25 protein-coding genes are annotated in these 24,717 nt (G+C 44.9%); 4 read left to right on the top strand and 21 right to left on the bottom strand.

What is annotated here, in order from left to right:
• Positions 1 to 348: 348 nt before the first annotated feature.
• The 12 genes from ybgF to aspS form a co-directional block, all read right to left on the bottom strand.
• Entirely contained in the window at positions 349 to 1,143 is a 795-nt protein-coding gene (gene ybgF / locus JC525_RS00185) for a tol-pal system protein YbgF (protein ID WP_198812820.1), read from the bottom strand.
• Positions 1,143 to 1,709 carry a peptidoglycan-associated lipoprotein Pal gene (pal, locus tag JC525_RS00190; protein WP_198812822.1) on the bottom strand — a complete coding sequence of 189 codons (567 nt, stop codon included), beginning with the start codon at positions 1,707 to 1,709 and terminating at the stop codon, positions 1,143 to 1,145. Before pal ends, ybgF begins: the two co-directional genes overlap by 1 nt.
• Positions 1,710 to 1,749: 40 nt before the next feature.
• Positions 1,750 to 3,105, bottom strand: a complete 1,356-nt coding sequence (tolB, locus tag JC525_RS00195; RefSeq protein WP_198812825.1) for a Tol-Pal system beta propeller repeat protein TolB — start codon at positions 3,103 to 3,105, stop codon at positions 1,750 to 1,752.
• Positions 3,106 to 3,109: 4 nt separating this feature from the next.
• Positions 3,110 to 3,985, bottom strand: a complete 876-nt coding sequence (gene tolA / locus JC525_RS00200) for a cell envelope integrity protein TolA (protein ID WP_198812827.1) — start codon at positions 3,983 to 3,985, stop codon at positions 3,110 to 3,112.
• Positions 3,986 to 3,992: 7 nt separating this feature from the next.
• On the bottom strand, positions 3,993 to 4,412 hold the full coding sequence (gene tolR / locus JC525_RS00205; protein ID WP_105931903.1) for a protein TolR: 420 nt from the start codon (positions 4,410 to 4,412) through the stop codon (positions 3,993 to 3,995).
• Positions 4,413 to 4,441: 29 nt separating this feature from the next.
• Positions 4,442 to 5,131 (bottom strand): protein TolQ, encoded by a 690-nt coding sequence (gene tolQ / locus JC525_RS00210; RefSeq protein WP_025254600.1) that lies wholly within the window; start codon positions 5,129 to 5,131, stop codon positions 4,442 to 4,444.
• The gene (gene ybgC / locus JC525_RS00215; RefSeq protein ID WP_198812829.1) at positions 5,121 to 5,519 is read right to left on the bottom strand and encodes a tol-pal system-associated acyl-CoA thioesterase; all 399 of its coding nucleotides are present in this window, start codon (positions 5,517 to 5,519) and stop codon (positions 5,121 to 5,123) included. The genes tolQ and ybgC overlap by 11 nt, the downstream gene beginning before the upstream one ends.
• 619 nt (positions 5,520 to 6,138) lie before the next feature.
• The gene (gene ruvB, locus JC525_RS00220; RefSeq protein ID WP_198812831.1) at positions 6,139 to 7,143 is read right to left on the bottom strand and encodes a Holliday junction branch migration DNA helicase RuvB; all 1,005 of its coding nucleotides are present in this window, start codon (positions 7,141 to 7,143) and stop codon (positions 6,139 to 6,141) included.
• Positions 7,144 to 7,211: 68 nt separating this feature from the next.
• Entirely contained in the window at positions 7,212 to 7,832 is a 621-nt protein-coding gene (gene ruvA / locus JC525_RS00225) for a Holliday junction branch migration protein RuvA (RefSeq protein ID WP_198812833.1), read from the bottom strand.
• A gap of 36 nt (positions 7,833 to 7,868) precedes the next feature.
• The gene (gene ruvC / locus JC525_RS00230; protein WP_198812836.1) at positions 7,869 to 8,387 is read right to left on the bottom strand and encodes a crossover junction endodeoxyribonuclease RuvC; all 519 of its coding nucleotides are present in this window, start codon (positions 8,385 to 8,387) and stop codon (positions 7,869 to 7,871) included.
• Positions 8,387 to 8,827, bottom strand: a complete 441-nt coding sequence (gene nudB / locus JC525_RS00235; RefSeq protein WP_198812849.1) for a dihydroneopterin triphosphate diphosphatase — start codon at positions 8,825 to 8,827, stop codon at positions 8,387 to 8,389. The genes ruvC and nudB overlap by 1 nt, the downstream gene beginning before the upstream one ends.
• Before the next feature lie 3 nt (positions 8,828 to 8,830).
• Positions 8,831 to 10,591, bottom strand: a complete 1,761-nt coding sequence (aspS, locus tag JC525_RS00240; RefSeq protein ID WP_198812852.1) for an aspartate--tRNA ligase — start codon at positions 10,589 to 10,591, stop codon at positions 8,831 to 8,833.
• A gap of 199 nt (positions 10,592 to 10,790) precedes the next feature.
• Here aspS and JC525_RS00245 point away from each other — a divergent pair, with 199 nt between their 5' ends.
• Positions 10,791 to 11,708: a DUF72 domain-containing protein gene (locus JC525_RS00245; RefSeq protein WP_233094794.1), complete on the top strand. Its 918-nt coding sequence runs from the start codon at positions 10,791 to 10,793 to the stop codon at positions 11,706 to 11,708.
• Positions 11,709 to 11,725: 17 nt separating this feature from the next.
• Here the strand turns inward: JC525_RS00245 and JC525_RS00250 are convergent, their stop codons facing one another.
• The 8 genes from JC525_RS00250 to JC525_RS00285 form a co-directional block, all read right to left on the bottom strand.
• The gene (locus tag JC525_RS00250) at positions 11,726 to 13,066 is read right to left on the bottom strand and encodes a sigma 54-interacting transcriptional regulator (protein ID WP_198812856.1); all 1,341 of its coding nucleotides are present in this window, start codon (positions 13,064 to 13,066) and stop codon (positions 11,726 to 11,728) included.
• Positions 13,063 to 13,647, bottom strand: a complete 585-nt coding sequence (locus JC525_RS00255; RefSeq protein WP_198812859.1) for a hypothetical protein — start codon at positions 13,645 to 13,647, stop codon at positions 13,063 to 13,065. The genes JC525_RS00250 and JC525_RS00255 overlap by 4 nt, the downstream gene beginning before the upstream one ends.
• Position 13,648: 1 nt before the next feature.
• Positions 13,649 to 15,046 (bottom strand): sensor histidine kinase, encoded by a 1,398-nt coding sequence (locus JC525_RS00260; protein ID WP_198813866.1) that lies wholly within the window; start codon positions 15,044 to 15,046, stop codon positions 13,649 to 13,651.
• Between the two features lie 61 nt (positions 15,047 to 15,107).
• Positions 15,108 to 15,389, bottom strand: a complete 282-nt coding sequence (locus JC525_RS00265) for a calcium-binding protein (protein WP_233094796.1) — start codon at positions 15,387 to 15,389, stop codon at positions 15,108 to 15,110.
• Between the two features lie 311 nt (positions 15,390 to 15,700).
• A complete protein-coding gene (locus JC525_RS00270; protein ID WP_198812862.1) occupies positions 15,701 to 17,770 on the bottom strand; it encodes a putative bifunctional diguanylate cyclase/phosphodiesterase in 2,070 nt (689 codons plus the stop codon).
• 173 nt (positions 17,771 to 17,943) lie between these two features.
• Positions 17,944 to 18,387, bottom strand: coding sequence for a tellurite resistance TerB family protein (locus JC525_RS00275; protein ID WP_198812865.1), 444 nt, complete (start codon positions 18,385 to 18,387; stop codon positions 17,944 to 17,946).
• 154 nt (positions 18,388 to 18,541) lie between these two features.
• Complete coding sequence (locus JC525_RS00280; protein WP_198812868.1) at positions 18,542 to 20,218, bottom strand: fused response regulator/phosphatase; 1,677 nt, start codon at positions 20,216 to 20,218, stop codon at positions 18,542 to 18,544.
• A 21-nt stretch (positions 20,219 to 20,239) separates the two neighbouring features.
• Positions 20,240 to 20,545 carry an STAS domain-containing protein gene (locus JC525_RS00285; protein WP_198813870.1) on the bottom strand — a complete coding sequence of 102 codons (306 nt, stop codon included), beginning with the start codon at positions 20,543 to 20,545 and terminating at the stop codon, positions 20,240 to 20,242.
• A 170-nt stretch (positions 20,546 to 20,715) separates the two neighbouring features.
• Between JC525_RS00285 and yciH the strand changes: the two genes are divergently transcribed.
• From yciH to pheA, 3 genes are all read left to right on the top strand, one after another.
• Complete coding sequence (gene yciH, locus JC525_RS00290; protein WP_198812871.1) at positions 20,716 to 21,048, top strand: stress response translation initiation inhibitor YciH; 333 nt, start codon at positions 20,716 to 20,718, stop codon at positions 21,046 to 21,048.
• Positions 21,049 to 21,111: 63 nt separating this feature from the next.
• Positions 21,112 to 21,912, top strand: coding sequence for a response regulator (locus tag JC525_RS00295; RefSeq protein WP_198812872.1), 801 nt, complete (start codon positions 21,112 to 21,114; stop codon positions 21,910 to 21,912).
• Between the two features lie 309 nt (positions 21,913 to 22,221).
• Positions 22,222 to 23,403: a prephenate dehydratase gene (gene pheA, locus JC525_RS00300; protein WP_198812874.1), complete on the top strand. Its 1,182-nt coding sequence runs from the start codon at positions 22,222 to 22,224 to the stop codon at positions 23,401 to 23,403.
• Between the two features lie 151 nt (positions 23,404 to 23,554).
• On the opposite strand, the gene tyrA is transcribed toward pheA, so the two are convergent.
• On the bottom strand, positions 23,555 to 24,709 hold the full coding sequence (gene tyrA / locus JC525_RS00305; protein ID WP_198812884.1) for a bifunctional chorismate mutase/prephenate dehydrogenase: 1,155 nt from the start codon (positions 24,707 to 24,709) through the stop codon (positions 23,555 to 23,557).
• Positions 24,710 to 24,717: the final 8 nt, after the last annotated feature.

Below are 24,717 nucleotides of genomic sequence, written 5' to 3' on the forward strand. Positions count from 1 at the left end.
GAACCAGCGACCAATTGATTAAAAGTCAACTGCTCTACCAACTGAGCTAACGACCCTTTCTTTCCTGTTGTTGCCGATGTCTTGGCAACGGCGGCATATAATACTCAGATTTTTATTCGACGCAACCCATAACGTCCTTTTATTTTCATTTTTCTGTCAAAATACGACTAAACGGTCAAAATGAAAACAAATCGCTGGGTATTTATACCAGTACTAAATGAGTTTATTAATATTTATACGGAAAGAAGCGAGATTTGGTGCAGAAGATTGAAGCCGTCTAAGTGAAGTATTTTGAAGAAATGAAGAGGTAAAATAATAAAAAAGCCTCTTTGAAAGAGGCTTTGTCCATTACAAGTTATTTAATCTAGATTCAGCTAGGCGTTTTGCCGAAGAATCTGGGTATTCATTTACAACTTGTTGAAACAGCTGCCTCGCTTTTGCGCTGTCTCCCGTTCGCTCAGCAATGACACCAAGTTTTAACAAGGCATCAGGTCGCTTAGTAGAATCGGTAAAGCGATTAGCTACAATATTGAATTGCTCGCTAGCCTCACTCCATTGCTGTTTGTTAAACAACAACTGCCCTAACCAGTAATGCGCGTTTGGCGCATAGCCACTGTTAGGGAATCGTGAAATGAACGATTGAAATGCAGGAATGGCTTTATCGTACTCACGCGACTGAAGGATCAGGTTTACCGCATTTTCATAGGCTTCGTCTTCACCTGCTTGAGGCGCTTGCGAAGGCACAGATGCTGCTGGAGAGCTTACAGAGCCCGAATCTACACCCGCGCTAGGCATTGCACTACCTTGTAACGCCCCGCTTTGCTTAAGTGCTTCTACGCGCTTATCGATTTCAAGATAAAGCTCACGCTGACGCTCTAGTACTTTTTGAAGTTCATTGGTATTCACTTCAACTGCACCGCGTAGCTGATCCACTTCCATTTGCATATTGTCTAGCTGAGTTTGCAGCCTATGCTGCATCTCAGTTCGACTTTTTACAATACGCTCCAGCACAACAATGCGCTGCTCTAATTCGCTGCCACCATTAGCGTCTACCACAGGTGCTTGCGCAAATGCGGTAGAAACAGCAAGGGCGGCACATAAGGTGACGCCCATTTTTAATGTCTTATTCATTAGAATAGTCATTAGCGGTATACAACCACTCCGCGACGGTTTTGAGCAAATGCATACTCAGTAGAACCCATCACCGCTGGTTTTTCTTCGCCGTATGAAACAACGGTTACTTGGCTGCTGCTAACGCCAGCATTAAGTAGATAAGTTTCAACCGACTGCGCACGACGCTCACCTAGAGCGATGTTGTACTCTGGTGTACCACGACTATCAGTATGACCTTCAATCGTCACTTTAGTGCTTGGGTTTTTAACCAAAAACGCCGCGTGTTTGTCTAAAATACGTTGGAACTCTGGCTTGATGCTTGCGCGATCGAAGTCAAAGTAAACGGTTTGCTCGTTTTTCAGCGCTTCCATTTCTTGCTGAACCATTTCTTCTTGACGCTTCATACGCTGAGCCGCTTCTGCTTTAACACGTTGCGCTTCTGCTTCACGGGCATCTGCTTCCGCAGCAGCTTGCTCTTGTGCTAGGCGGTTACGCTCTGCTGCCAACTCTTCTTCGCTAGGGCCTGAAGAACATGCCATCATTGTCACTACTGGCAATGCGATAATGAAGCTCTTCATCACTTTATTCATTTGCATCCTACTAATCCTTAAATTTTATTGTTTAGTCGTTAAATTGTTAGAACAAAAATGGTGACCAACTTGGCGATTTAACTTGCCCATTGGCTGCTGGTAACCTAGCTTTAAAACGCCCATCAAGAGAAACCAACGACAACACTTGGGTGCCCTCATGAAGGGTGCTGTATATAATCATGCTTCCGTTCGGCGCTATACTTGGCGATTCATCTAAGTACGTCCGTGTCAGTACTTGCGGTGAACCACCCTCCAAAGACTGCTTAGCAATGTGGTAGTTCCCATTAGTTTGGTTAACCATGACCATTTGCGTACCGTCTGGAGAAATTGTAGCGCCAAGGTTTTGTTCACCTACATAGGTGACTCGCCTTACTTTCCCAGAATTTAAATTTACGCTATATATCTGGGGTTTACCACCCCGTTCCGAGCTAAATATTAAACCACTGCCGTCGGGTAGCCATGCAGGCTCCGTGTCAATCGCTCTATTGCGTGTAACTCGGCGAAGATTTTTTGTCGCTAAGTCCATCACATAGAGTTCAGGGTTTCCATCTTTCGACAGAACCATAGCAAGTTGCTTGCCATCTGGCGAGAACACGGGGCTACTGTTTATTCCGGGAAAATCAGTAATACGCGTGCGTTCACTGGTGTAGATATCCTGGATGAAAATTTGCGGTCTGCGGTTCTCAAAGCTAACGTAGGCTAGCTTTTCGCCATCTGGCGACCACACGGGTGACATTAGGGGTTCAGGAGACGATAACAAGCGCGTCTCGTTTTCGCCATCATAGTCTGCAATGACCAATTGATACGGTTTTTCAACCGTATCTCGGTCACGTACGATGACGTAGGCGATTTTTGTTAGAAATGCACCGCGAACACCGGTTAATTTTTCATATACTATGTCGCTAATTCGATGCGCGTACTGTCGAAAATCTCGACCATTAATCACAGCCTGACGAGCGGCTAAAACATGATCATTGCTCGATACTAAGCTACCGTTTTTGAGCACTTTTGCCTGACCGTTATCCACCTGGCCTTTCAAGATATCAATCAATTCATAGCTTACCAGATAACGGTCGCCCTCTTGCGGCTCAATACTTCCTACCAATACCGTATCAACGCCCAACGTGGCCCATGCTGTGTAGCTCACTTGCGCTACAGTCTCTGGATACTGTGGCATTTTGTCGACAGATACCGGATTAAACTTACCACTGCGCATTAAATCAGCCATTACCACTTTAGAAATGTCGCCAGGCATACTGCCCTGACCTTTCCATTTAAATGGCACAACTCCGATGGGACGTGCACTATCTACGCCCTCGGTTATTACAATTTCTAAGGATGCAAACACGTTGGCACTAAATGCCATCGTAATAAGCGCTATCCATAAACCTAGTTTTTTCATACCACTATAATTCCAATTTGACGGTTAAATTTATGTCCTTGAGCTTTTCGTAAACATCGGGATCATCAGATACAGGTAATTTATCCACACGTCTTAAGGCGCTCTCGGCCTCGCGACATAAGGCTGGGTCACCGCTCAAAACAGTAACTCTAGTTACGAAGCCTGTAGTTGCTAACCTAACGTTCAAACGGCACACTTTGTCTCTGAAGTTGTCGTCACGGTACAAATTTCTGTTTATTGTCAGCGATATTAAACTACGATATTTCTCTACTTCAGATAACACTTGCTGCTGCCTGCGCGCACTATTAGCCGCTTGCTCTTGCGCTAACTGCTCTTGCATGATCCTTTCCACCTCTGCACGTTCAGCCGCTTCTTTTTTCTTACGCTCGGCTTCTGCTTTCGCTTTTGCTTCCCGTTCTTTTCGCTCTTTTTCTTTCTGCGCCGCTAAGCGTTCTAGCTCTTTCTGACGTTTAGCTTCAGCTGCCTCGGCCTCACGCTTTTCCTTCGCGCGCTTTGCAGCAAGCTGCTGTTGGCGCTTTTTCTCGGCAGCGGCTTGCGCTTGTCTCTGTTTCTCTTGCTCCTCAGCTCTTGCTTGTGCTTCAGCTTGTGCTTGAGCTTTTTTCTGGTCGGCTATGGCTTGCGCATCAATAAAGGTCGCCTCTATAACAGGTGCATTCGACGGCATACTCGGCAAAGGCTCAGGAGAGAAACTGACGCTAATAAGCAACAGAGCGGCGATGAGGATATGTAAGCCAATCGATTTATATAAGCCCATTTGCTCAGGGCTTATATTGCTGGTCTTTTGCGTCTTCGCACCGCCTTTTGCGCCATTGGATGCATCCGCGTTTGATGTGCTTTTCGACACTTCGGTTTTAGACATATCTATATTACTCAACCGGATCCGTCATCAACCCTACTGAAGGTACGCCAGCCTGCTGTAACAAAACCATCAACTGTATGACCTCGTTGTACGCTACTTGCCCGTCACCTTTAACGACTACAGGCGTATTGGGCTCTTTGGTTAATTGTGCTTTTACAATAGCACCGAGTTCATCTGCGCTAATTGGAGACTCTTGGTCTTCTCCCACATTAAGAAAATAGCGACCTTTAACGTCCACAGACGCAATAATAGGCGGTGTATCCTCTTGTTCTATAGGATTCGCACTTGCTTTAGGCAAGTCTACCTTTACCCCTTGAGAAATAAGTGGCGCCGTAACCATAAAAATAATGAGAAGTACCAGCATCACGTCGATATAAGGCACTACGTTTATCTCTGATACCGGCCTGCGACGTTTTCTTACATACATAACAAGTCCTCCGTTTGGAATGTAAACGCTTAGGCTTGTTGTTGTGCTTGCGCAGCAACCGCTTGGCGATGAAGAATTGCTGAGAACTCTTCCATAAAGTTGCCATAGCTATTTTCTAGCTTCTCAACTTGGTGACTAAAGCGGTTATAGGCAATAACCGCCGGAATAGCCGCAAATAAACCTATGGCGGTTGCAATCAATGCCTCTGCAATACCAGGTGCCACCATAGCTAGCGTAGCTTGTTGTACTTCTCCTAGTGCGATAAAGGCGTTCATGATCCCCCATACCGTACCAAACAGACCGATATAAGGACTAATAGAGCCTGCGGTGGCTAAAAAGGGTAAACGGCTTTCTAGCTCTTCAACCTGACGCGACATCGAAACGCGCATGGCACGGTATGTACCATCGACGATTCCGTTCGTTGCAGTGTTTGATTTGCGCAAACGAACAAACTCTTTAAAGCCTGAACAAAAGATACTGCCCATGCCGGTTAAGTTAGTTCTTGCTGATAATTCTTGATAGAGGCGGTTGAGGTCTGCTCCTGACCAAAACTTGTCCTCAAACTGACGCATTTCATTACGGGCAGCAGAGAGGGCTTTACTACGCTGAAATATAAATGTCCAAGAAGCTACAGAGACACTGAGTAGTAAAAGCATAACGAGTTGAACAATAAAGCTCGCTTGTAAAAACAAGCCAATAAAAGTGAGATCAGATGACACGCGAAATTTCCCCTAACAAAGTACGTGGTAATCTTTTTGGCTTCATAACGGCCAAATCGACGCAGGCAACCTTAATATTTCCTGTTACTAAGGTAACACCTTGTTCATTTTTAATAATTTGTTGAAACGTCATACTAGCGCCTTTTAATTCTACAACGCGAGTTTCAATACTCAACAGCTGATTGAAACGTGCAGGCGCATAATTATGCATTTCAACGTGTTTGACGACAAAAGCGATGGATTGTTCCATCAAGGTATCTTGTTCAAAGCCCAGCTCGCGAAGCCACTCAGTTCGCGCTCGCTCCATAAACTTTAGGTAGTTTGCATAATACACAATACCGCCTGCGTCGGTATCTTCGTAATACACTCTTACCTGATGTAAATGCATAACTATTCCTTAAACTAAAGAATTAATAATCCAAATCGAAGTTGGACTAACTATTTATCACGATAAAATGCAAACTAGAAACACTCCAAAGACCCTATTAAAGCTGACATTTAATCAAATTAAAACCAATATTAAACACTCAATTAACACATTAGTTTTTCTAATTTAAAATCACAATTTTACTCAATTGTGGTTTTTTCCGTGATCTCTATAATGCACAGCATCAGTCGTACAGAGCGTGATGGTGCGTAGCACGGTCATGCAAGAGTTATTCTCCTGTTAGACATGAGTTCCCTGGATTTATTTCCTTCAACACTTGTTGTTTTAGCCCGCTCAATGAGCGGGCTTTTTTTTGCCTAAAATTTAGTATTAGTACTTAGAAGTTATGTACGCAATTGTATTATTGATTTATATCGGCCGCTTGTTTTAGCTAGCACTTCGCACTCATTTAGCACGAACCCTAAAACTGCTTCTACGCCGGCAGTCATATGACAGTGCATCCCTTGTGCAAGCATTATCCTTTCGAGCGTCACACTGAGTTGCACTTCCAGAAAAAGCCTAGCAATCCTGCTAGGCTTTAAGAAGAATCTCTCCCCCCTCTTACAAAAAGGGTGGAAAATTATTCAGAGGGAGCGAAACCAAAATGAAGATAGGCGCGCTGAGAAACGATACGGCCACGTGGCGTGCGTTGTAAGAAACCTTGCTGAATAAGAAACGGCTCAATCACGTCTTCTATGGTTTCTTTCTCTTCGCCAATGGCTGCGGCTAAATTATCTAGGCCTACCGGCCCACCATCAAACTTTTCGATAATAGCTGTAAGCAATTTACGGTCCATATAATCGAACCCCTCCTTGTCTACATCGAGCATATCTAGCGCTTTAGCAGCCGTGTCGGCGCCTACCGTACCGTCAGACTTAATTTCGGCGTAGTCGCGAACACGACGAAGTAGACGATTTGCTATACGTGGTGTTCCTCTAGAGCGACGTGCCACTTCTTTCGCCCCTTCTTCATTCATTTCTAAGTTAAGGTAACTTGCACTTCTTGCCACGATGCTGGTGAGATCTTTTACATTGTAAAATTCTAAGCGCTGCACAATGCCGAAACGATCCCTTAATGGCGACGTCAACGAGCCTGCGCGGGTTGTCGCGCCTACTAGGGTAAATGGAGGGAGATCTAATTTAATGGAACGAGCCGCCGGCCCTTCGCCTATCATAATATCAAGCTGATAGTCTTCCATAGCCGGATAAAGAATTTCTTCTACTACTGGGCTTAAGCGGTGTATTTCGTCGATAAACAATACATCGTTACGTTCAAGGTTGGTAAGCAGTGCCGCAAGATCCCCAGCTTTCTCAAGTACTGGACCAGACGTAGTTTTAATATTCACGCCCATCTCATTCGCCACGATATTAGCAAGGGTAGTTTTACCTAGCCCTGGCGGGCCAAAAATGAGTAGATGGTCTAGCGCGTCATCGCGATTGCGCGCCGCTTGGATAAAAATTTCCATCTGCTCACACACGTGAGGCTGCCCCGTATAGTCCTCCAGCATTTTAGGACGAATGGCGCGGTCGATGACCTCGTCTTCGGTACTGGCTTGAGGCGTAATCAGTCTGTCGGCTTCAATCATGATAGTTCTACTTTAAACGGTGATGGTAAGATAGCCTATCTCAATATAGACATCTTCACTGTGCGCCATTAAATGGCCGCTTTTAATGCTTCGCGAATAAGGGCCTCACTTTCCATGCCCTCTTTGTATACGCTGTCGACTAGCTTACTTGCCTGGGCAGGTTTGTAACCGAGAGAAATAAGCGCGCTTTGTGCTTCTTCGCGGGCGTCATTTAACGCCACTATACTGTTACCCGAAAGCAAATCGCTGGTAGGTGGCGGCATAGCAATGCTTTGCGTTTTACCAAACTTAGCCAACCGGTCTTTCAGCTCTACCACTAAACGCTCTGCAGTTTTCTTGCCTATACCCGGTAAACTTACCAGCGCAGATACATCTTCATTTTGCACGCTTGCTAAAAACTGACCTGCTGACATGCCAGATAAAATAGCCAACCCTAGCTTTGGACCTACACCGTTGGCTTTAATTAGTTCGCGGAATAACCCTCTTTCCATTTTGTCGGCAAAACCAAACAGTAACTGGGCGTCTTCACGAACCACAAAATGTGTGTAAACCACCACTTCTTCACCCACCGCAGGGAGCTGGTAGAAACTGGTCATAGGCATGTGAATTTCGTAGCCAACACCGGCTACATCTACAAGAATTTCCGGAGGCTGTTTCTCAGCCAACGTACCGCGAATTCGTCCAATCATGAGTTATCTCTGTAAAAGCGTGAGCTTTAGGCAGGTTTAGCGCAAACGACCACGAACGGTTTTTCGTGCTTGTCCTGCCATATTTATCAGGCTCTGCTCGGTGTGTGCATGACACAAGGCAACGGCTAATGCATCGGCAGCATCGGCTTGTGGCGTGCCGCTTAAATTCAAAAGGTGTTTTACCATATGCTGAACTTGCGTTTTGTCTGCGCCACCTTTTCCTACGACCGACTGCTTAATTTGCCTTGCGCTATATTCAGCAACAGGAAGTTGCGCTTGCGTGGCTGCTACAATAGCGGCACCTCTGGCTTGACCGAGTTTCAACGCTGAATCAGGGTTTTTCGCCATAAATACTTGCTCTATAGCAAACTGGTCAGGTTTATATTGACGAATAATATCGCCAACTCCGGTAAAAATGTTAGCAAGACGAGAAGGCAAATCTGCCGTTCCCACGCGAATGCATCCGCTTGCCACATATACCAGTTTACCTTGCCTACGCGCAATTAAACCGTAGCCTGTAATCCGAGAACCTGGATCTATACCCAGTATAACCATTAAGGCACACTCGGTACAAACAAAGATACCGCTTCTTTATTAGAGGGAGACCATAAACGTGCGAGCGCCTCGTCTTTTGACACCCATTCGAACTGCAGATGTTCAGTTAATACAATGGGTAAATCGCTGTTTATTTGAAGGGAAAATACATGTTCTGTGTTGTGCACAGTCCCTGGAGGATAGCGGTGTAGCCAGCGGCTACGAATTTCATATTGGTTTTGTTTATTGTGGTCGTTAACCACGAACCCATGTACTTTGGCATCAATGCCAATCTCTTCACGCACCTCTCGATATGCTGTTTCTAAGGGCAGCTCGCCATCTTCCAATGCGCCTGTTACCGACTGCCAAAAGGTAGGGTCGTCTTGTCGCTGTAAAAGCAACACTCGGTAGTGTTGGTCATACAACACTACCAGTGCAGATTCAGGCTTCTTATACGCCATAAATTACGATTGCTTTTTCACCGTTGCAATAGCGAGCTCTTCAAGCTGCTGTGGATTTGCAGGGCTAGGTGCAGACGTTAACGGACAAGCCGCTGTGGTCGTTTTCGGGAACGCCATAACATCACGGATAGACGTTGCGCCTGTCATAAGCATGACTAGACGGTCTAGACCAAACGCAAGACCTGCATGCGGCGGCGCGCCGAAACGCAGAGCGTCAAGTAAGAAGCCAAACTTGTTCTTCGCTTCTTCATCATCAATACCAAGAATGTTGAATACCGTAGACTGCATATCTCCATTATGGATACGTACAGAACCACCGCCTAATTCAACCCCGTTTAACACCATATCGTAGGCATCAGATAGGGCTTCAGCTGGGTTAGCTTTAAGCTCCTCAGGCGTTAGACCACGTGGCGCAGTGAACGGGTGATGGATAGCGTGAAGCTGGCCGTCGAATTCTTCGAACATTGGGAAGTCAACAACCCAAAGCGGCTTCCACTCGCCTTCAAGAAGCTCAAAGTCTTCACCAAGCTTAAGACGAAGTGCGCCCATGGCCTCGGTAACCACTGTATAGCTGTCTGCACCAAACAATAGAATATCGCCACTTTGTGCGCCGGTGCGTTCAAGCATGGCGTTAGTGATGTCTTCCGTAAGGAACTTAAGAATTGGCGACTGCAAGCCTTCAAGGCCTGCACCCGCATCATTGACTTTGACCCACGCCAGGCCTTTTGCACCATAAATACCTACAAATTTCGTGTAATCGTCAATTTGCTTACGCGAAAGTGACGCGCCACCTGGTACGCGAATAGCCGCAACGCGACCTTTCGGGTCGTTTGCTGGGCCGCTGAATACTTTAAAGTCAACGTTTGCAAGCAGGTCTGCTACGTCTGTTAACTCTAGCGGGTTACGCAGGTCTGGCTTGTCGCTACCAAAGCGCGTCATGGCTTCTGCATAGGTCATGCGCGGGAAGTCGCCAAGGTCAACGTTTAGCATTTTGTTAAACAAATCACGGATCATGCGCTCGGTAATAGACATTACGCCGTCGGCGTCTAAGAACGTTGTCTCGATATCGATTTGAGTAAATTCTGGCTGACGGTCAGCACGCAAATCTTCATCGCGGAAGCACTTAACGATTTGATAGTAGCGGTCCATGCCCGACATCATTAGAAGCTGTTTAAATAGCTGTGGCGATTGCGGAAGTGCGAAAAATTCACCTTTATGCGTGCGGCTTGGTACTAGGTAGTCACGTGCACCTTCTGGCGTTGCCTTAGTAAGAATAGGTGTTTCGATATCAAGAAACCCTTCTTCTTCTAGGAAACGACGTACTGCGCCGGTTACTTTTGCACGAAACTGCAATCGCTGGCTCATTACCGGGCGACGAAGATCAAGGTAACGATAGCGAAGGCGCTGCTCTTCTGAGTTTTCTTGGTTCCAATCTAACGGCAATACGTCAGCTTTATTAATCACTTCAAGACCAGTGCCAAGGATCTCAATTTCACCTGTGCGCATGTCTTTATTGATTTGTCCTTCAGGACGCGCACGTACTTTACCGGTTAGCTTTACACAGAATTCACTACGTAGCGTGTTAGCTACCGATAGCACCTCTGGCAAATCTGGGTCGAACACCACTTGTACGATACCTTCACGGTCACGTAAGTCGATGAAAATTACACCGCCTAAGTCGCGACGCTTGTTAACCCACCCGCAAAGGGTAACTTCTTGTCCAATGTATGATGAATCGATATTCCCACAGTAATCTGTGCGCATGGTCGTTGACCCCTGATGTTTTTCTTGCTTCGCGTGCAGTGAGTTGGCGTTTTAAACCGCGCATTTTTTGGGCTTAAGAGTTTGCCCAAAATCGCGTAAACTTGCTGGCCAATTAGCTGGCCCGCCCACTACATGCATAATGTAATGATTTAAAGGCCGCATAGTATAAACAAATGCTTGCTAAAGCCCAATGACAAATATGCACAATTCAGCTATATCCCGCGGAAATCTCTACATTGGTTTGCCAATGTGGCAACACAGCCATTGGCCCGGCTCATGGTTTGCTAATTATCCAAAGACTGATAATGGGTTGTCGCTATATGCAAAGGAGTGTAATACCGTTGAAGGGAATACCACGTTTTACTCACTTCCCAACGAAGATGCTGTGGCGAGATGGTGCGAATCGGTGCCCGCAGGTTTTCGATTTACTTTTAAGTTTCACCAGAACATTACTCATGTACATCAATTGCAGCATTGTGATGAAGAGGTTGCCCAACAGCTTTCTTTGCTGAGCCCGCTCAAAGAGAAACTAGGGGTTATGATGCTGCAACTCCCCGCCTCTTTCGGACCAGAGAAACTTACCGTTCTGGATACGTTTTTAGCAGCGCTGCCGCAAGAATTGAACGTGGCGGTTGAAGTGCGCCACCTGGCGTTTTTCGCTAAAGGGAATGAGGAAAAAGCACTAAACCAACTTTTAATTCGACACGGTACGAACAGAATAATTATGGACACCCGAGCGCTATTTACTGGCCCTTTAGACGCTGGCGGAATGATAGACGTTAGCGGCACTAGCAAACGTGCAATTCTTGAAGAAGTCAGGCAGAAAAAGCCCCGAGTTCCCGTCAACGTAATTGCAACAGGTCATACTCCTATTGTGCGCTTTGTAGGGAACGATGTAGATGAAAACAATAAACGTTGTTTATTGCCTTGGGTCAAAAAAGTGCATCAGTGGCAGGAAGAAGGCAAAGACGTGTACTTTTTTTGTCATCGCCCGGACAATAAAGACGCTCCCTGGTTAGCCCAGCAGTTTATTGATTTGTATAACGATAATTCATCACAGGTTAAGTTAAACAATCTTGCTTTGAAGCATCAACCCGCGCAAAACGCACTGTTTTGACATAGATCTATTTGTTATTACCTGAAGTCAGCTGCATCTAACTCGTGCTTTTTCATCAACTTGTGCATATCAGTGCGGTTTCTACCGGCTAATTCGGCCGCGCGGGTTACGTTGCCATCGGTCATTTTAAGAAGCTTATGAAGATATTGCTGTTCAAAGGCATCCCGGGCTTCTGTGAGCGTAGGCCAGCTTTGCTTAGTTGCTGATAGCGCCTGCTCTACCAAATGAAGCGGTATCACTGGGGTTTGTGTTAACGCTACGCACTGCTCTACCACATTAACCAATTGACGTACGTTGCCAGGCCATGATGAGGTTACCAGTTGCTGCATCGCATCATCAGAGAACTGGCTTGCATTTACACCGTGTCGCTGTGCGCTCTGTTGCAACAGAGAGCGCGCAAGAAGAGGAATGTCTTCACTTCTTGATTTTAGCGACGGGAGTTTTAAGTTCACTACGTTCAAACGGTAATATAAATCCTCTCGGAAGGTGCCTTCTTCCATCTCTTTGTGAAGATCTTTGTGCGTCGCTGAAATAATGCGCACATCAATATCTACATGCTTGCTGCTACCTACTGGACGAATCTGACGTTCCTGCAGCGCGCGCAATAGTTTAACTTGAAGCGTCATTGGCATATCGCCAATTTCGTCAAGGAAAAGGGTACCGCCGTCCGCTTCTCTGAACAAGCCGGGGTGGGCAGCGACCGCGCCAGTAAATGCCCCTTTTGCATGGCCGAAGAGTTCTGATTCGAGCAAGTTTTCCGGCAATGCACCGCAGTTAATCGCTACAAATGGTTTATCGCTGCGATTACTCGCCTTATGAATAGCATTAGCAAGTAGTTCTTTACCCGTTCCACTCGCCCCGCTGATAAGGACAGACACTTCCCGCTTGGCAATACGAAACGCTTGGTCCAACACGTTTAGCATCTCTGGAGAACGGGTGATGATGTCTTTTGCCCAGTCTCCAGGCTGTGCCGCCTGAGATTGACTTAGCGCCTTTTGCAACAAAGTGCGTAGTTCGTCGTGATCCACGGGCTTGGGCAAGAACCCAAATACCCCTCGCTGCGTTGCTGCAACGGCATCGGCAATCGTGCCATGGGCTGTCATAAGAATTACTGGGATATCCTTTCTAATTCCCATTATTTCCTCGAACAGACTTAAACCATCTAAGCCAGGCATCCGCAGGTCACTTAACACAACATCAAAACTTTCATTTTGAAGTTTTCGCAATGCCGATTGGCCATCTTCAACCGCGGTCACTTCATAACCTTCACCTTCTAAACGAATGGTTAATAGGCGCAATAAGCTTTTATCATCATCAACCAACAATAAGTTAGGGTTACTACTCGCCTTTTCGCTCACTGTTGTGTACTCCTGTTTTTATCCATCAATGTCGCTTCTATTTGCAACAATTCTTCTAATTTTTTGCGTAGGTTATCTACTTCTTTTTCAAGCACTTTTAACTTCTCACCCCGAGACGTATTCTCTTGCTCTAGCACAATTATTGCCGACTCTAGCTGCATAATCTGGTTATTTTGCGCGCCAGCAACAACCCTTATTAATTCTTGTGCTGCTGGGGTAAGTTCTATGGCAATGTCATTCAGTGCTAATTGCGCTCTGAGTCGATCCTGGTAAGGGGTATCATTAGGCAGCGTTAATATATATGCGTGAAACGTATCGAACGTCGATTTGCCTAAGGCACTCAACGTTTGCTTTCTCGCCAACCAAGGCTGATTGGCAGCATCAATCCACGTATTTAACCAATAGGTTGCATCGCAATTATTTTCAAAATTCTGTGGCGGCTCGTCAAACAAACAAAAACCGCGCTCTACTTTCAGGACAGGCGTTACCTTCTCAGGCTCACCTGCACTGTCGTTGTTTCTGGTTAAACTCTGACATCCTGTCAGAACCAGTAAGGCGACAATTAAACCACTTATTCTCATTTTACTTTTCCTGCTGCGGAATGGTCACTCTGAAGCAAACATCTGCATAGTCTACATCTACCACGCGTACATCACCATGCATTAGTCGAGCGCAATCGGCAACAATGGATAACCCAAGACCAGTTCCAATGACATTGTCATTTCTAGGCTCCGGTCCACGAATAAAAGGTTCAAACAATGTAGGTACTGATTCTGGCGCGATTCGCTTACCGCGATTTGCAACATCGAGTACTAAACTTTCTTTTTCTTTGTAAAGATGTATGTTGATTGGCCTACCCACTGCGCCATGGGCTACAGCGTTAGAAACCAGATTATCAAGTATTCTTCTGAATAATTCTTCGTCAACGTTCACATCGGTTGAGTCGATATTTACGTCTACTTCTCTATCTTGAATAGCTAAGGCATAATCTTCCAAACACGCTGAAACCAATTTTTTCGCGTCGCTTCTAACGATCTTCGGCTGTGCTTGCTGCAAGAGCAGGTTGTAATCGAGTAACTTCTCCACCAGCGTATTTAAGCGGTGAGTACTCGATGTAAGTAATGACAATATCTCTCTTTGACTATCGTTTAAGTCTCCCACTACATTTTCGGAAAGCAAACTACAGCCTTCTTTGATGCTAGCGAGTGGCGTTTTCAACTCATGAGCAGCATGTCGCAACAATGCAGTTCTAATGTGCTCCAACTGCTGTAATCGGTCGTAGAGCCAGTGTAAATCTTTTTCAACGTCGATAAGCTCTCTTGGCGCTTGAGTTGAAAGAGGCGGCAATTCACCGTCGCTGTGCGCCATAATCCTTATGATTTTTTTGAGGTTGTTTACCGGGTTAACAATAAGCTGACTGCCCAGCAATATCAGCAGTAGTGATACACTGACCAACATTGCCGTAGACCAAGCCTGTTTAGCTTGCATGGCATTAAGGTCGTCCTGCTGGACTTGGACACGCTCAGTAATCACAGCTTCAACATCGTCGCGAAGTTGTTCCACGCTATCACCAATTGAGGCTAAATAAGCATTTAGCAGCAATTGATCTTCAATAGTCCGGTAATCTGCTAATTGGTTTAACTGGCCAGAAAGGCGGGAGCACGTTGTGGGAACCGACAAGGCTTGGCATAAGTTATCCGCAGCAAGCGTAAACTGCTCGATTGCGTTATCTGAAAGGGAGGCGACTTGATCGCTTCTTAATACCGCGAACTGACGAATGCTCCTCTCGAGGTCCACAACAGCGTTGTCTAAACGCTGCATATCACCCACAACATCCACCACAAAACGCGTTTCGAGGGTTGTCATTTGCCCCACTTTGGCCAAGTCACTTTGGCTCTGCCAAAGTAGGGCAATAAGAGGAATAAGGGCCAGTAAAAAGCTAACTAACGTCAACTGCCTGAGCGAACCTAGCTGGACTATTCGCTTGCCAAACGAAACCTTGTTTATCAGAACCTTACCCTCTTCTGCTTATTTACTTTAGTTACTCACTTGCCGTGAGTTTTTTATTGCCAGGTGTTAACTGACTTTTCGCTAATTCGGATTCTGAAAGCTTTCCGTCTTCATTGTCGTCAATCAACCCAAAATTTCGAAGTAGTCCGGTATGATGAACCGCTTCCTTAAGTGAAATGAGACCATCTTTATTCGTGTCTAATTGTTGTAAGAGTGAGCGTGCTGGGTTGGCATGCGCATCCGCTACCGATATGGCTTGTACTGCAGCTACAGCACAGAGTGCTAAGAAAACTTTTTCGAGACGTTTCATCATGAATCCTCCGCAAAATGCTTATAAAATCCTTCTCTGAATGCTTTTTCATTCTTCAATTTTTTAACGTTAAGAATAAAAAAGCATGTAAATAGTACCACTAGTCTTCAATCAACCACTATCATAATTGACCACATTTCTTCTATGCGATTTATGTTATGCGATTTTTGGACCAAAAGGATAAAACCTAGACAAATCAGAGTCATGCACAACACTTTTTCACGCTAACTCATACGACAACATACAATGTGTTGCAATTAAGAAACACATATATGAAAGAATGTCAGAGAAGACGACTCCACATAGCCGTGAGATCAGGCAAACTCCTCGGTACTAAAGTGGCAAGGGGAATCTATCAATGTTGCAAGAGGAATAGGCTTGCTGAATAAGAAGCCTTGAACATTGTCGCAACCATGTTGCTTCAAATAATCCCACTGTTCGAGGTTCTCTATTCCCTCGGCACACACTGAGAGCGATAAACGTTTTGCAAGATCGATAATGGCGCCCGTCACCAAACGACTGCGCTCTGACGTTTGAAGCTCCATGACAAATTGCCTGTCTACTTTCAGCGTATCTATGGTTATTTGGGTAAGGTAGCTTAACGACGAGTAACCCGTACCAAAATCATCAAGGGCAATTGCGCACCCCATGTTTCCAATCCGTCTAAAGAACTTATTAGAGAGCGCGAAATTTTCGAGATAGGCACTTTCCGTTACTTCAAATTCGAAATTCTCTGGATTTACGTTATGCGATGTAAATGTACTATAAATATAATCAAATAGCTGAGTACTTCGTAAATCATGCCCAGATAGATTAATTGACGCCCTAAATGGAGAAGAAGCCCACTGATTGAGCGCAGGCATATCAATACAGACGCGCTTTATGACCCAACGAGTAATGGCGGTTATTTTGCCCCCCTGCTCTGCAATGGGAATAAACTCGTTCGGCATGACTAGGCCAAATTCAGGATGCTGCCACCGAATCAACGCCTCGACGCCAATAACTCTGCCGTCGTTATTCACTTTCACTTGATAGTAAAGCACGAATTCGTCGTTGGTAAGGCCCTTTTCAATGCCGTTCGCCAACAGCAGTTTTCGCTTATGCGATTCGACCATATCGGGCGTGAATAGGGTGTAACTTCCTCTCCCACGGGCTTTAGACCGATACATAGCCAGGTCAGCGTTACTCATAAGCTCACTGAGATCGTACGCGGCATCTGACGCTTTAGCTATCCCAACGCTAAGCCCCACAGTTAAAGACAGACCGCGAAGCTCAAAGGGTTCCTCAAAGGCTGTTATTAATCGGTTAGCTAGACTTTGCGCGTGTTTAGTAGAGGCATCTCTATCAGGAAGGACCAAAAATTCGTCGCCACCTAAACGAGCAAATAGGTCACCATCTCGCAGTAAACATTGCACCCGATCAGCCACTTCGATGAGTATCAGATCGCCTGTTTCATGTCCTAACGAATCATTGATGCCTTTAAAACCATCTAAATCGAAAAACAATAGAAGCAAATCTTCTTCATTTCTCTTGGCCCTCGCCAATTCTAACCTTAAATTGTCGAGAACAAACTGTCGGTTAGGTAACCCCGTTAAGCTGTCAAAGTTAGCGAGTCGCGACATGGTTTCTTGCTGATCAACCAGCGTTTGTTTTTGCTCAAAGTTCACCAGTAATTCAACTTCAATAGCATCTAACAAGTTGTTGATATTTCGAGCTAACTGACCAATTTCATTTGAAGCGTTTAAAGAGTTTCTCAAGGCGTAATCTTTTGACTCAAATACCTCTTGAGTGAATCGACAAAGGGAAGTAAGAGGCAACACTAATCGATATAAAATAAAAATACAGATGCCCGTACACAGAAGCCAAATGCCAAGAATGACAGGCACTTGCGTGAGAATTTCGCGAGCGGTATCCTTCGACTTTGCACGTTCAACATCGATGTAAAGGACCATATGTCCCATCGGATAAAGGCTACTTCCCACAATCTGATGTGCCACAAGGATATCGTCGTACTGCGTAATGCCATAGGGTGTAACTTCTGGTAACCGAGGTACTAATTGATCTTCGATTTCTTTTACACGTTCGCCATGGATCGTCGATATAACGTTATAATCGTTATCGTAGAGCGTCGCAGATAATAAGTGCTCATAGGCTTTTATAGGTTGGAAAACGGATGATAGTAGCGCGTTATTTCCTGGGTTTCTTTCCATCAACACCGCGAGTTGAAGGGCAACAGAATTACCCAATGCAGCAGTATTATCCCTTACAATTTTAACAACTGACTCAGTGCGATCTACTTTATTAACGACAGCAATAGACACAGCAAATGTTGACATGGTCGCTACTATCACAAGACCAATAGAAATCTTCAGGGTTCTAAACACACATGTGTCCTTTACTTACTACTCAGCTAACTTTAAAGAGCAACTCACTTTACGATTAACATTCATGCACATCGAGCGTGGCGCCTACTTTTTTGTTCACAATAGTAAGGCAGGAGCAAAGAAAGTAAAATGGATTTTTAAGAAAGTCCTATTTACTTTCTTTACAGTTTTAGTCAAACGTTGCCTTCAACGACAGAAAGTTTTGTTTTGATAAAGTCGCTGTGTGACACATATAGCAGGTCTGCGATTTGCCTGATAGTGCTTTCTTCAAGCGGAGCGAGAGACGAATCGGCATAGGCAATTATCCAAAGGCTTTTTACTACGCTGACTTTTTCATCTGCACTGCAGTGATTATTTAGCACCTGAGTAAAGTGCACAAGATCGACCGCTTCTTCTGAAGTCTCTTGTCCTCTTTTAAGAAGAAGCGCCATTGCATCCTCATCGACATTCACATGCTTCTTAAGTTGCTTTTCATATTCTTGCCGTTCAACTTCAGTGACTTCATTGTCTGCATTGACTATCTCACTGAGTAAAGCCGCCGTTGCCAATTCGACTGTGTAGGCCGGTTCCCTGTATCTGTGTGAATCTTCAAATAATTTCAAAAACGATTTCAGCATATATCCTCAGTAGTAAATTGTGCAACATCACCAGTGGCACGATAGTTTCTTCAATTTCTACTTAAGGAAAGAAAAATTCGATTAGTTATCTAATTCCCTAGATCACCTAACCACTACTAAACACCATGGGGAAAGAGACGTCGGATAGAAAAGCTCAATTTTGGGTATCAAGCAGGCAGAGCACCTTTTTGCCTCCATCCTCAAACCATACCCTTTCACATAGCGCATGTATAAGAGGTAAGCCACGCCCGTGACTCATTTCTTGTATGTTCCCCTTATTCGGCAAGGTTCGTCCTATGTCCCAACTAAACCCCTCCCCGCTGTCCTCTACTTGTAAAAGTACTTTACCCTCTGACGGTAAAGATTCGAAGCGAATATTAATTCGCCCATGACTAAGCGCCTTTAATGATGCATCACGCTCTGCATAGTATTGGTGGAAACCTGCGCTGTCTGTTTTGACTTTAGATTCGAGCTTTAAAATGCCGTGGTCAAGCGCATTGTTAAAAAGCTCCGTAAGAACGGTATACAAAATAGAACGTATATTTTGTATACCTTCACATTGACCAGCCAACTGCAAAATCCGCTGAAGAATATCAGGCTGCTTCAAGTGAGGCGCGCTCAGGGCGATTTCATGAACAGAGGGTAAACCCTCAACCGTTTTACGAATAGTGGATATGTTTATGGGTTTAGCATTGAAAACCACTAGAGTGACATCGTCATTTAATGTGAATGAGGAACCATACGTTTTCGCTTGACGAAAGAGCGACTCGGCGTCTACTTTTCCCCGCTCCTGCATTTGCGCTTTTATTATATTCGCTAAGCCTTCTTCCTGCAGCATCTCTCCATTGGCATTTGCTATTTCTATCAAACCATCACTATAAATAACGAGTTGCTCGTTGTGCCCTAAGTGAATTGTGTCATAGTCTGTGTTGAGGTCACTCTCGTCTAATATCCCAAGGGCCATATGCCGAGAAGGCACCGTGCGCAATGCGATATCAGTCTTCGCTGGAACTATCACTTCTGGCATGCCCCCCTGCCATAGATTGACGCGATCACCCGCCGCATTGATTTCTCCTATAACAGCAGCCATAAACATATCGCTTGGGAGAAATGTGATGAGAATTCGATTTAGTTCAGAGGTGATTTCAGCTATTGAAACGCCTTGCTGCGTCAATTCCCGAAATGCGCGGGTCACAGGTAGTGCGCCTATTGCTGACGCTAATCCATGTCCAGTGAAGTCTCCTACTACAAAGTAAATGCCTCCACTTGGACTTGCTTCGCATAGGAAGAGGTCGCCATTGAACGTCTCCGCTGGCTTTAATAAACAGTCAAAATGTGACAAGACTTCAGGGCAATTAACAATAGCGTGACTGAATATATGTTCCACAATGGCGTGCTCTCGCGCGACGCGCTGATTAAACAAAAGCAGCGTTTTGTTTTGCTGCTCAACGTGTTCACTTAGGGCCCGTATCTGCAGATGAGCTCTTATTTTTGCAATAAGGATGTGACGGTCGAACGGCTTAGTGGCAAAATCATTACCGCCAACTTCAAGACAGCGAACCAAGCTTTCTTTATCTTCAAGTGCTGTAATAAAAAGAATGGGCAGATAAGCGCCTTTCGCTAGCTTTCGAATTTTTGGCGCAACGTCAAAACCAGACAGTCCTGGCATCACAACATCGAGCAAAACTAAGTCTGGCTGCTCTTCTTCAAACAGTTTAATAGCTTCAACGCCGTTGACAGCTTCAATACACTCTTTGTAACCCGCGTTATAGAGCATGTTGGTTAACAGTGTGCGGTTGATGCTCTCGTCATCGACAATAAGAATTTTCACGGTCCGTGGATCTCTGAGTAGTTATTTGATGTCAAATTTCTTATCGAACCGAGATATTTGTAAGATTTTAGCAACTTGTGGGCGCGCATCTTCGATGCTGTAAGTGAGTTCTCTGCCTGCTAGCGATTTTTGCATATTGAGCAGCATGCCTAACGCAGAGCTATCCATGTATTCGGTGCGCGATAGATTGACGCTAATATGCGAAACATCGCTATCGAGATCGCAATAGGCGTTTCTAAACGCCTCAACTTTACTAAAATCGAATTTAGCACCTACATCAATGACTAATGTTTTTCCTTGATTTTCAAACCTTGCCGTTATTTCCATACGCGTTCCCTTAAATGTGAGCATAAATGCTTCATCTGATGCTTTTATCTTTGCTATTCTTATCTTAGTTGAAGTTTTCTACATCGTCATCGTTGCTGTATACAACTTTTGTATGATTGTGTTGTTTTCGGTGTAATTAAAATGGAAAGACGAATTTTATTGAGGTATTTATGCAAGACTGGCAAGACGCACTTTTAGTTTATAGTACTGAAAGCGGCAAAATAAAGCCTGAGCAGAAAACAGATCTGCGCTCAGTCTCTTCGGACGGTATCGTTCGTATTCATAGAGAAACTAAAGGGCGAAAGGGAAAAGGCGTATCCTTGATCAAAGGCTTAGACCTTCCCTCTGATGAGCTAAAAAAACTTGGCTCAGAACTTAAAAAGAAATGTGGTTGTGGCGGCGCGGTCAAAGACGGTGTAATTGAAGTTCAAACCGATGACAGAGAAAAGCTGCGTTCACTTCTTACAGATAAGGGTTACAGCGTTAAACTAGCTGGTGGCTAGTTGACGACAACGGATGGTAAGTGTTCCCTTTTTCATAAACACATAACAAAAAAAGAGTCTGAAATGGAAAAGCTGTCAATTTCTGATTTACATATTATTCTTGTTGAACCTTCTGATACTCAGCGGAAAATCATCACTACGTTGCTGTTGAAAGAAAACGTTAAGGAAATTGACCCCGTCAGTACCCTTTCGGAAGCGCGTTCTGCAGTAAAGGCCCATGGCGCCGATCTTATAGTAAGTGCGATGTATTACGAAGACGGAACCGCGTTGGAACTGTTAAAATTTATCAAAGAGAACGAGAATTTTAAGAGTATCCCTTTCATGCTTGTATCGAGTGAAAACCGATTGAGCAAACTTGAAGAATTTAAGCAGGCGGGCGTAGCCGCAATCCTGCCTAAGCCGTTCGAGCCCCTTCATTTATCTCGCGCGCTAAATGCAAGCTTAGACTTAATTAATCACGATGAGTTGGAACTTGATCTATTCGATGTTCACGATGTGCGTGTTTTGCTTGTGGATGACAGTAAGCTAGCAAGAAACCATATCAGGCGTGTATTAGAAGGAATGGGCCTACAACGCATTCAAGAAGCGGAAAATGGCGCAACGGCATTGACGCTGATAAAAGACCAAGCCTTCGACTTAGTTGTCACTGACTATAATATGCCAGAGATGGATGGGCGTGAACTGTCCGAGTTTATCCGCTTTAATCCCGAAACCACCCATATACCTATTATCATGGTGACCTCTGAATCAGCAGACAGTGCGCATATGGCTAATATTCAGCAAACGGGCGTAAACGCGTTATGCGACAAGCCATTTGAGCCGAATGAAGTACGGCAAATGCTGTCTGCACTTTTAGGTAACTAAGTCGTTAAGTTAAAGGCTTGAATTAGCAAAGTCGTTAGTGTGTGTTCACAAGGTTGCGTTGCTTACTTATTTTCTATGCTTTTTCAAGCCCAAAGCATAAAAAACAATAATACATTTTGTAAAAATGGGTTGACACGCATAGGTGTTCAACATACATTCAAGATATGAAACAGAACATAAAGCACGTAGCAGTTTTCTTTTTTGCGTTTACATCCTTAAATTAGGGAGGCGCGGCTACATGCATAAAACCTCCCATCTGGGAGGTTTTTTTTTAACAGCACTTTATTACATGTTACGCACGGGAACACTATGTCAGACAATGCATTAGATACTGTTAGAGAGCGGATTACCGCTTTGGACAGTGAATTACTTAAATTACTTGCAGAACGCAGAATACTTACTAACGAAGTCGCTGAGACAAAAATAAAACACCATATCCCTGTGCGAGATCAGAAGCGTGAAGAGCAACTGTTAGTGCGCTTAATTAAAGAGGGTCAAGGCATTGGCTTAGATCCCCATTACGTGACGCAAATCTTTCATGTCATAATTGAAGACTCGGTTTTGAACCAACAAGCAATGTTAGCTGAGCGCGCCAACCCCGGTAGCACCCTACCTCTTAACCGTGTAGCATTCTTGGGTGATAAAGGCTCATATTCGTACCTTGCAACACAAAAATACTTCTCTCGTCGACCAGGCGAGCTTTTAGAAATTGGCTGCCAAAGCTTTGCAGAAATCATCCATAAGGTAGAAAGCACCGAAGCTGACTATGCTGTACTCCCGATAGAAAATACGACCTCTGGCAGTATCAATGAAGTATACGACCAGTTGCAGCACACTCAATTAAGTATTATTGGTGAACTTACACACCCCATTCGACACACGCTACTGGTCGGCACCAATACCAGCATTGATAAAATAAAAACGCTTTATGCCCATCCCCAGGTTTTCACCCAGTGCAGCCATTTCCTCGCTGAGTTGGGCAATGTAGAAGTAAAAACTATGGACAGCACGTCATCCGCCATGTTGACGGTAAGCGAACTTAAACGGGATGATGTGGCTGCAATAGGAAGCGAAGCCGGTGGTAACTTGTATGGCTTGATGGCTATAAAAAGTAACCTTGCTAATCAGAAGGAAAACCACAGCCGCTTTATCGTTGTGGCGCGTAACCCCGTTGTAGTTCCACTTCAGGTACCAGCAAAAACCACACTCGTTATGTCCACAATTCAAAAGCCCGGCGCATTGGTTGAGGCCTTGTTAGTGCTAAGAGAAAACAGCATTAACATGACAAAGCTAGAGTCTCGCCCTATCCCAGGTAACCCGTGGGAAGAAATGTTTTACATCGACGTAGAGGGCAATGTAGAAGATGGGCCGGTACAAACCGCGCTTGACGCATTACGCGGAATTACGCGCTATATCAAAGTTCTTGGCTGCTATCCAAGCGAAGAAATAAGCCCAACAAAAGTGGCTGCAGCAAGCGCCCTTGCAAACTAATAAAAAGCCCCCTAATTGGGTAGTCCAATTAGGGGGCGCTTCACTTTCAGGCTCGCATTTCTTTTAAAGTTTGTGAGATTTAGGGGTGTTATACCATTAGTCCGCACAGATAATTACCCATTCAGCGTGCAATTATCTATGCGGATTAGTATCACTTATCTCTTAAAAGTTGACCATCATCTGCTTTTAATAACATTTGCTTACTGTCTACTAGGCATTTTTTAGCGTAATCACCGAACCAGGCTCCAACCTTCATAAACTGCTCCACAAACCCCTTTTTATCCCCACTCTCGAGAAGAGACAAGGCTAAGCCGAACCGTTCATAGAAACGACGCAGCAGCGCAAAATTGTCAGGATTGTTGAAAATAATATCGGCATAAAGCTGCGGTGACTGAGCAAACAGTCGCCCTACCATTGCGAGTTCTAAACGATAAATCGGCGAGCTAAACATGGTTAGTGACTCTAAATTCGGGTCTTCGCCTTTGAGGTGTTGTCCATACACAAAGGTATTAAAGTGGCGCATAACCTGGATATAGGCCATTGCTTGGTCATGCTCCAATGCACTAGAGTCGTGTATAGTAGCACCCCAGATTCGCATTTGTTCAATTAACCAATCATATTTTTCACTACCACGTCCGTCGCACACCACCACCACCTGCTTTATCATGCCAGGTGCATCAGGGCCGAACATGGGGTGAAGGCCCACAACAGGGCCGCTGTGCACTGCAAGCATTGCCTCTAGCGGTTTAGCTTTAACACTGGTTATATCTGCCAGTACACAGTCTTTAGGCAGCATTGTAAGCTGGCTAATTACCGCCTCGGTTAAGTTGATAGGCACCGCCACAATTACTAAAGATGCAGCACTTAACAGCGCCGCAGCTCGCCCGCTCTCCCAATCTTCTTTTTCGACTACCGATACAGCGTAGTTGCTCCGCTCGAACAAACTCACAAAAACGCGGCCAAGCGCCCCTGCACCACCTATTACAACTACATTATCTAGGTCAGGCTTAACACAGCGGTATCTGTTATTTTGAGTATGATAAGACTCGCGCATTACGCGGCGTAGTAAATCTTCAGTTAGGTCGGGAGAGACCCCGAGAGCTTCAGCCTGAGCGCGACGAGAGGCTATTAGCGCTTTTTCTCGTTCAGGTACATAAACAGGCATGCCAGCTTCGGCTTTGATTTGTCCAACTTGGGTCGTGATTTTATTGCGTTTTGCGAGTAATTCGACGAGCTGGGAATCCAGCTCGTCAATACCTTCACGCAGCGTATCTAGCTTGTTTAACTGCTGCGAAATATCGGCCATTATGTCTT

Origin of the sequence: Alteromonas sp. IB21, from assembly GCF_016405965.1 — a bacterium.
Taxonomy (GTDB): Bacteria; Pseudomonadota; Gammaproteobacteria; order Enterobacterales; family Alteromonadaceae; genus Alteromonas.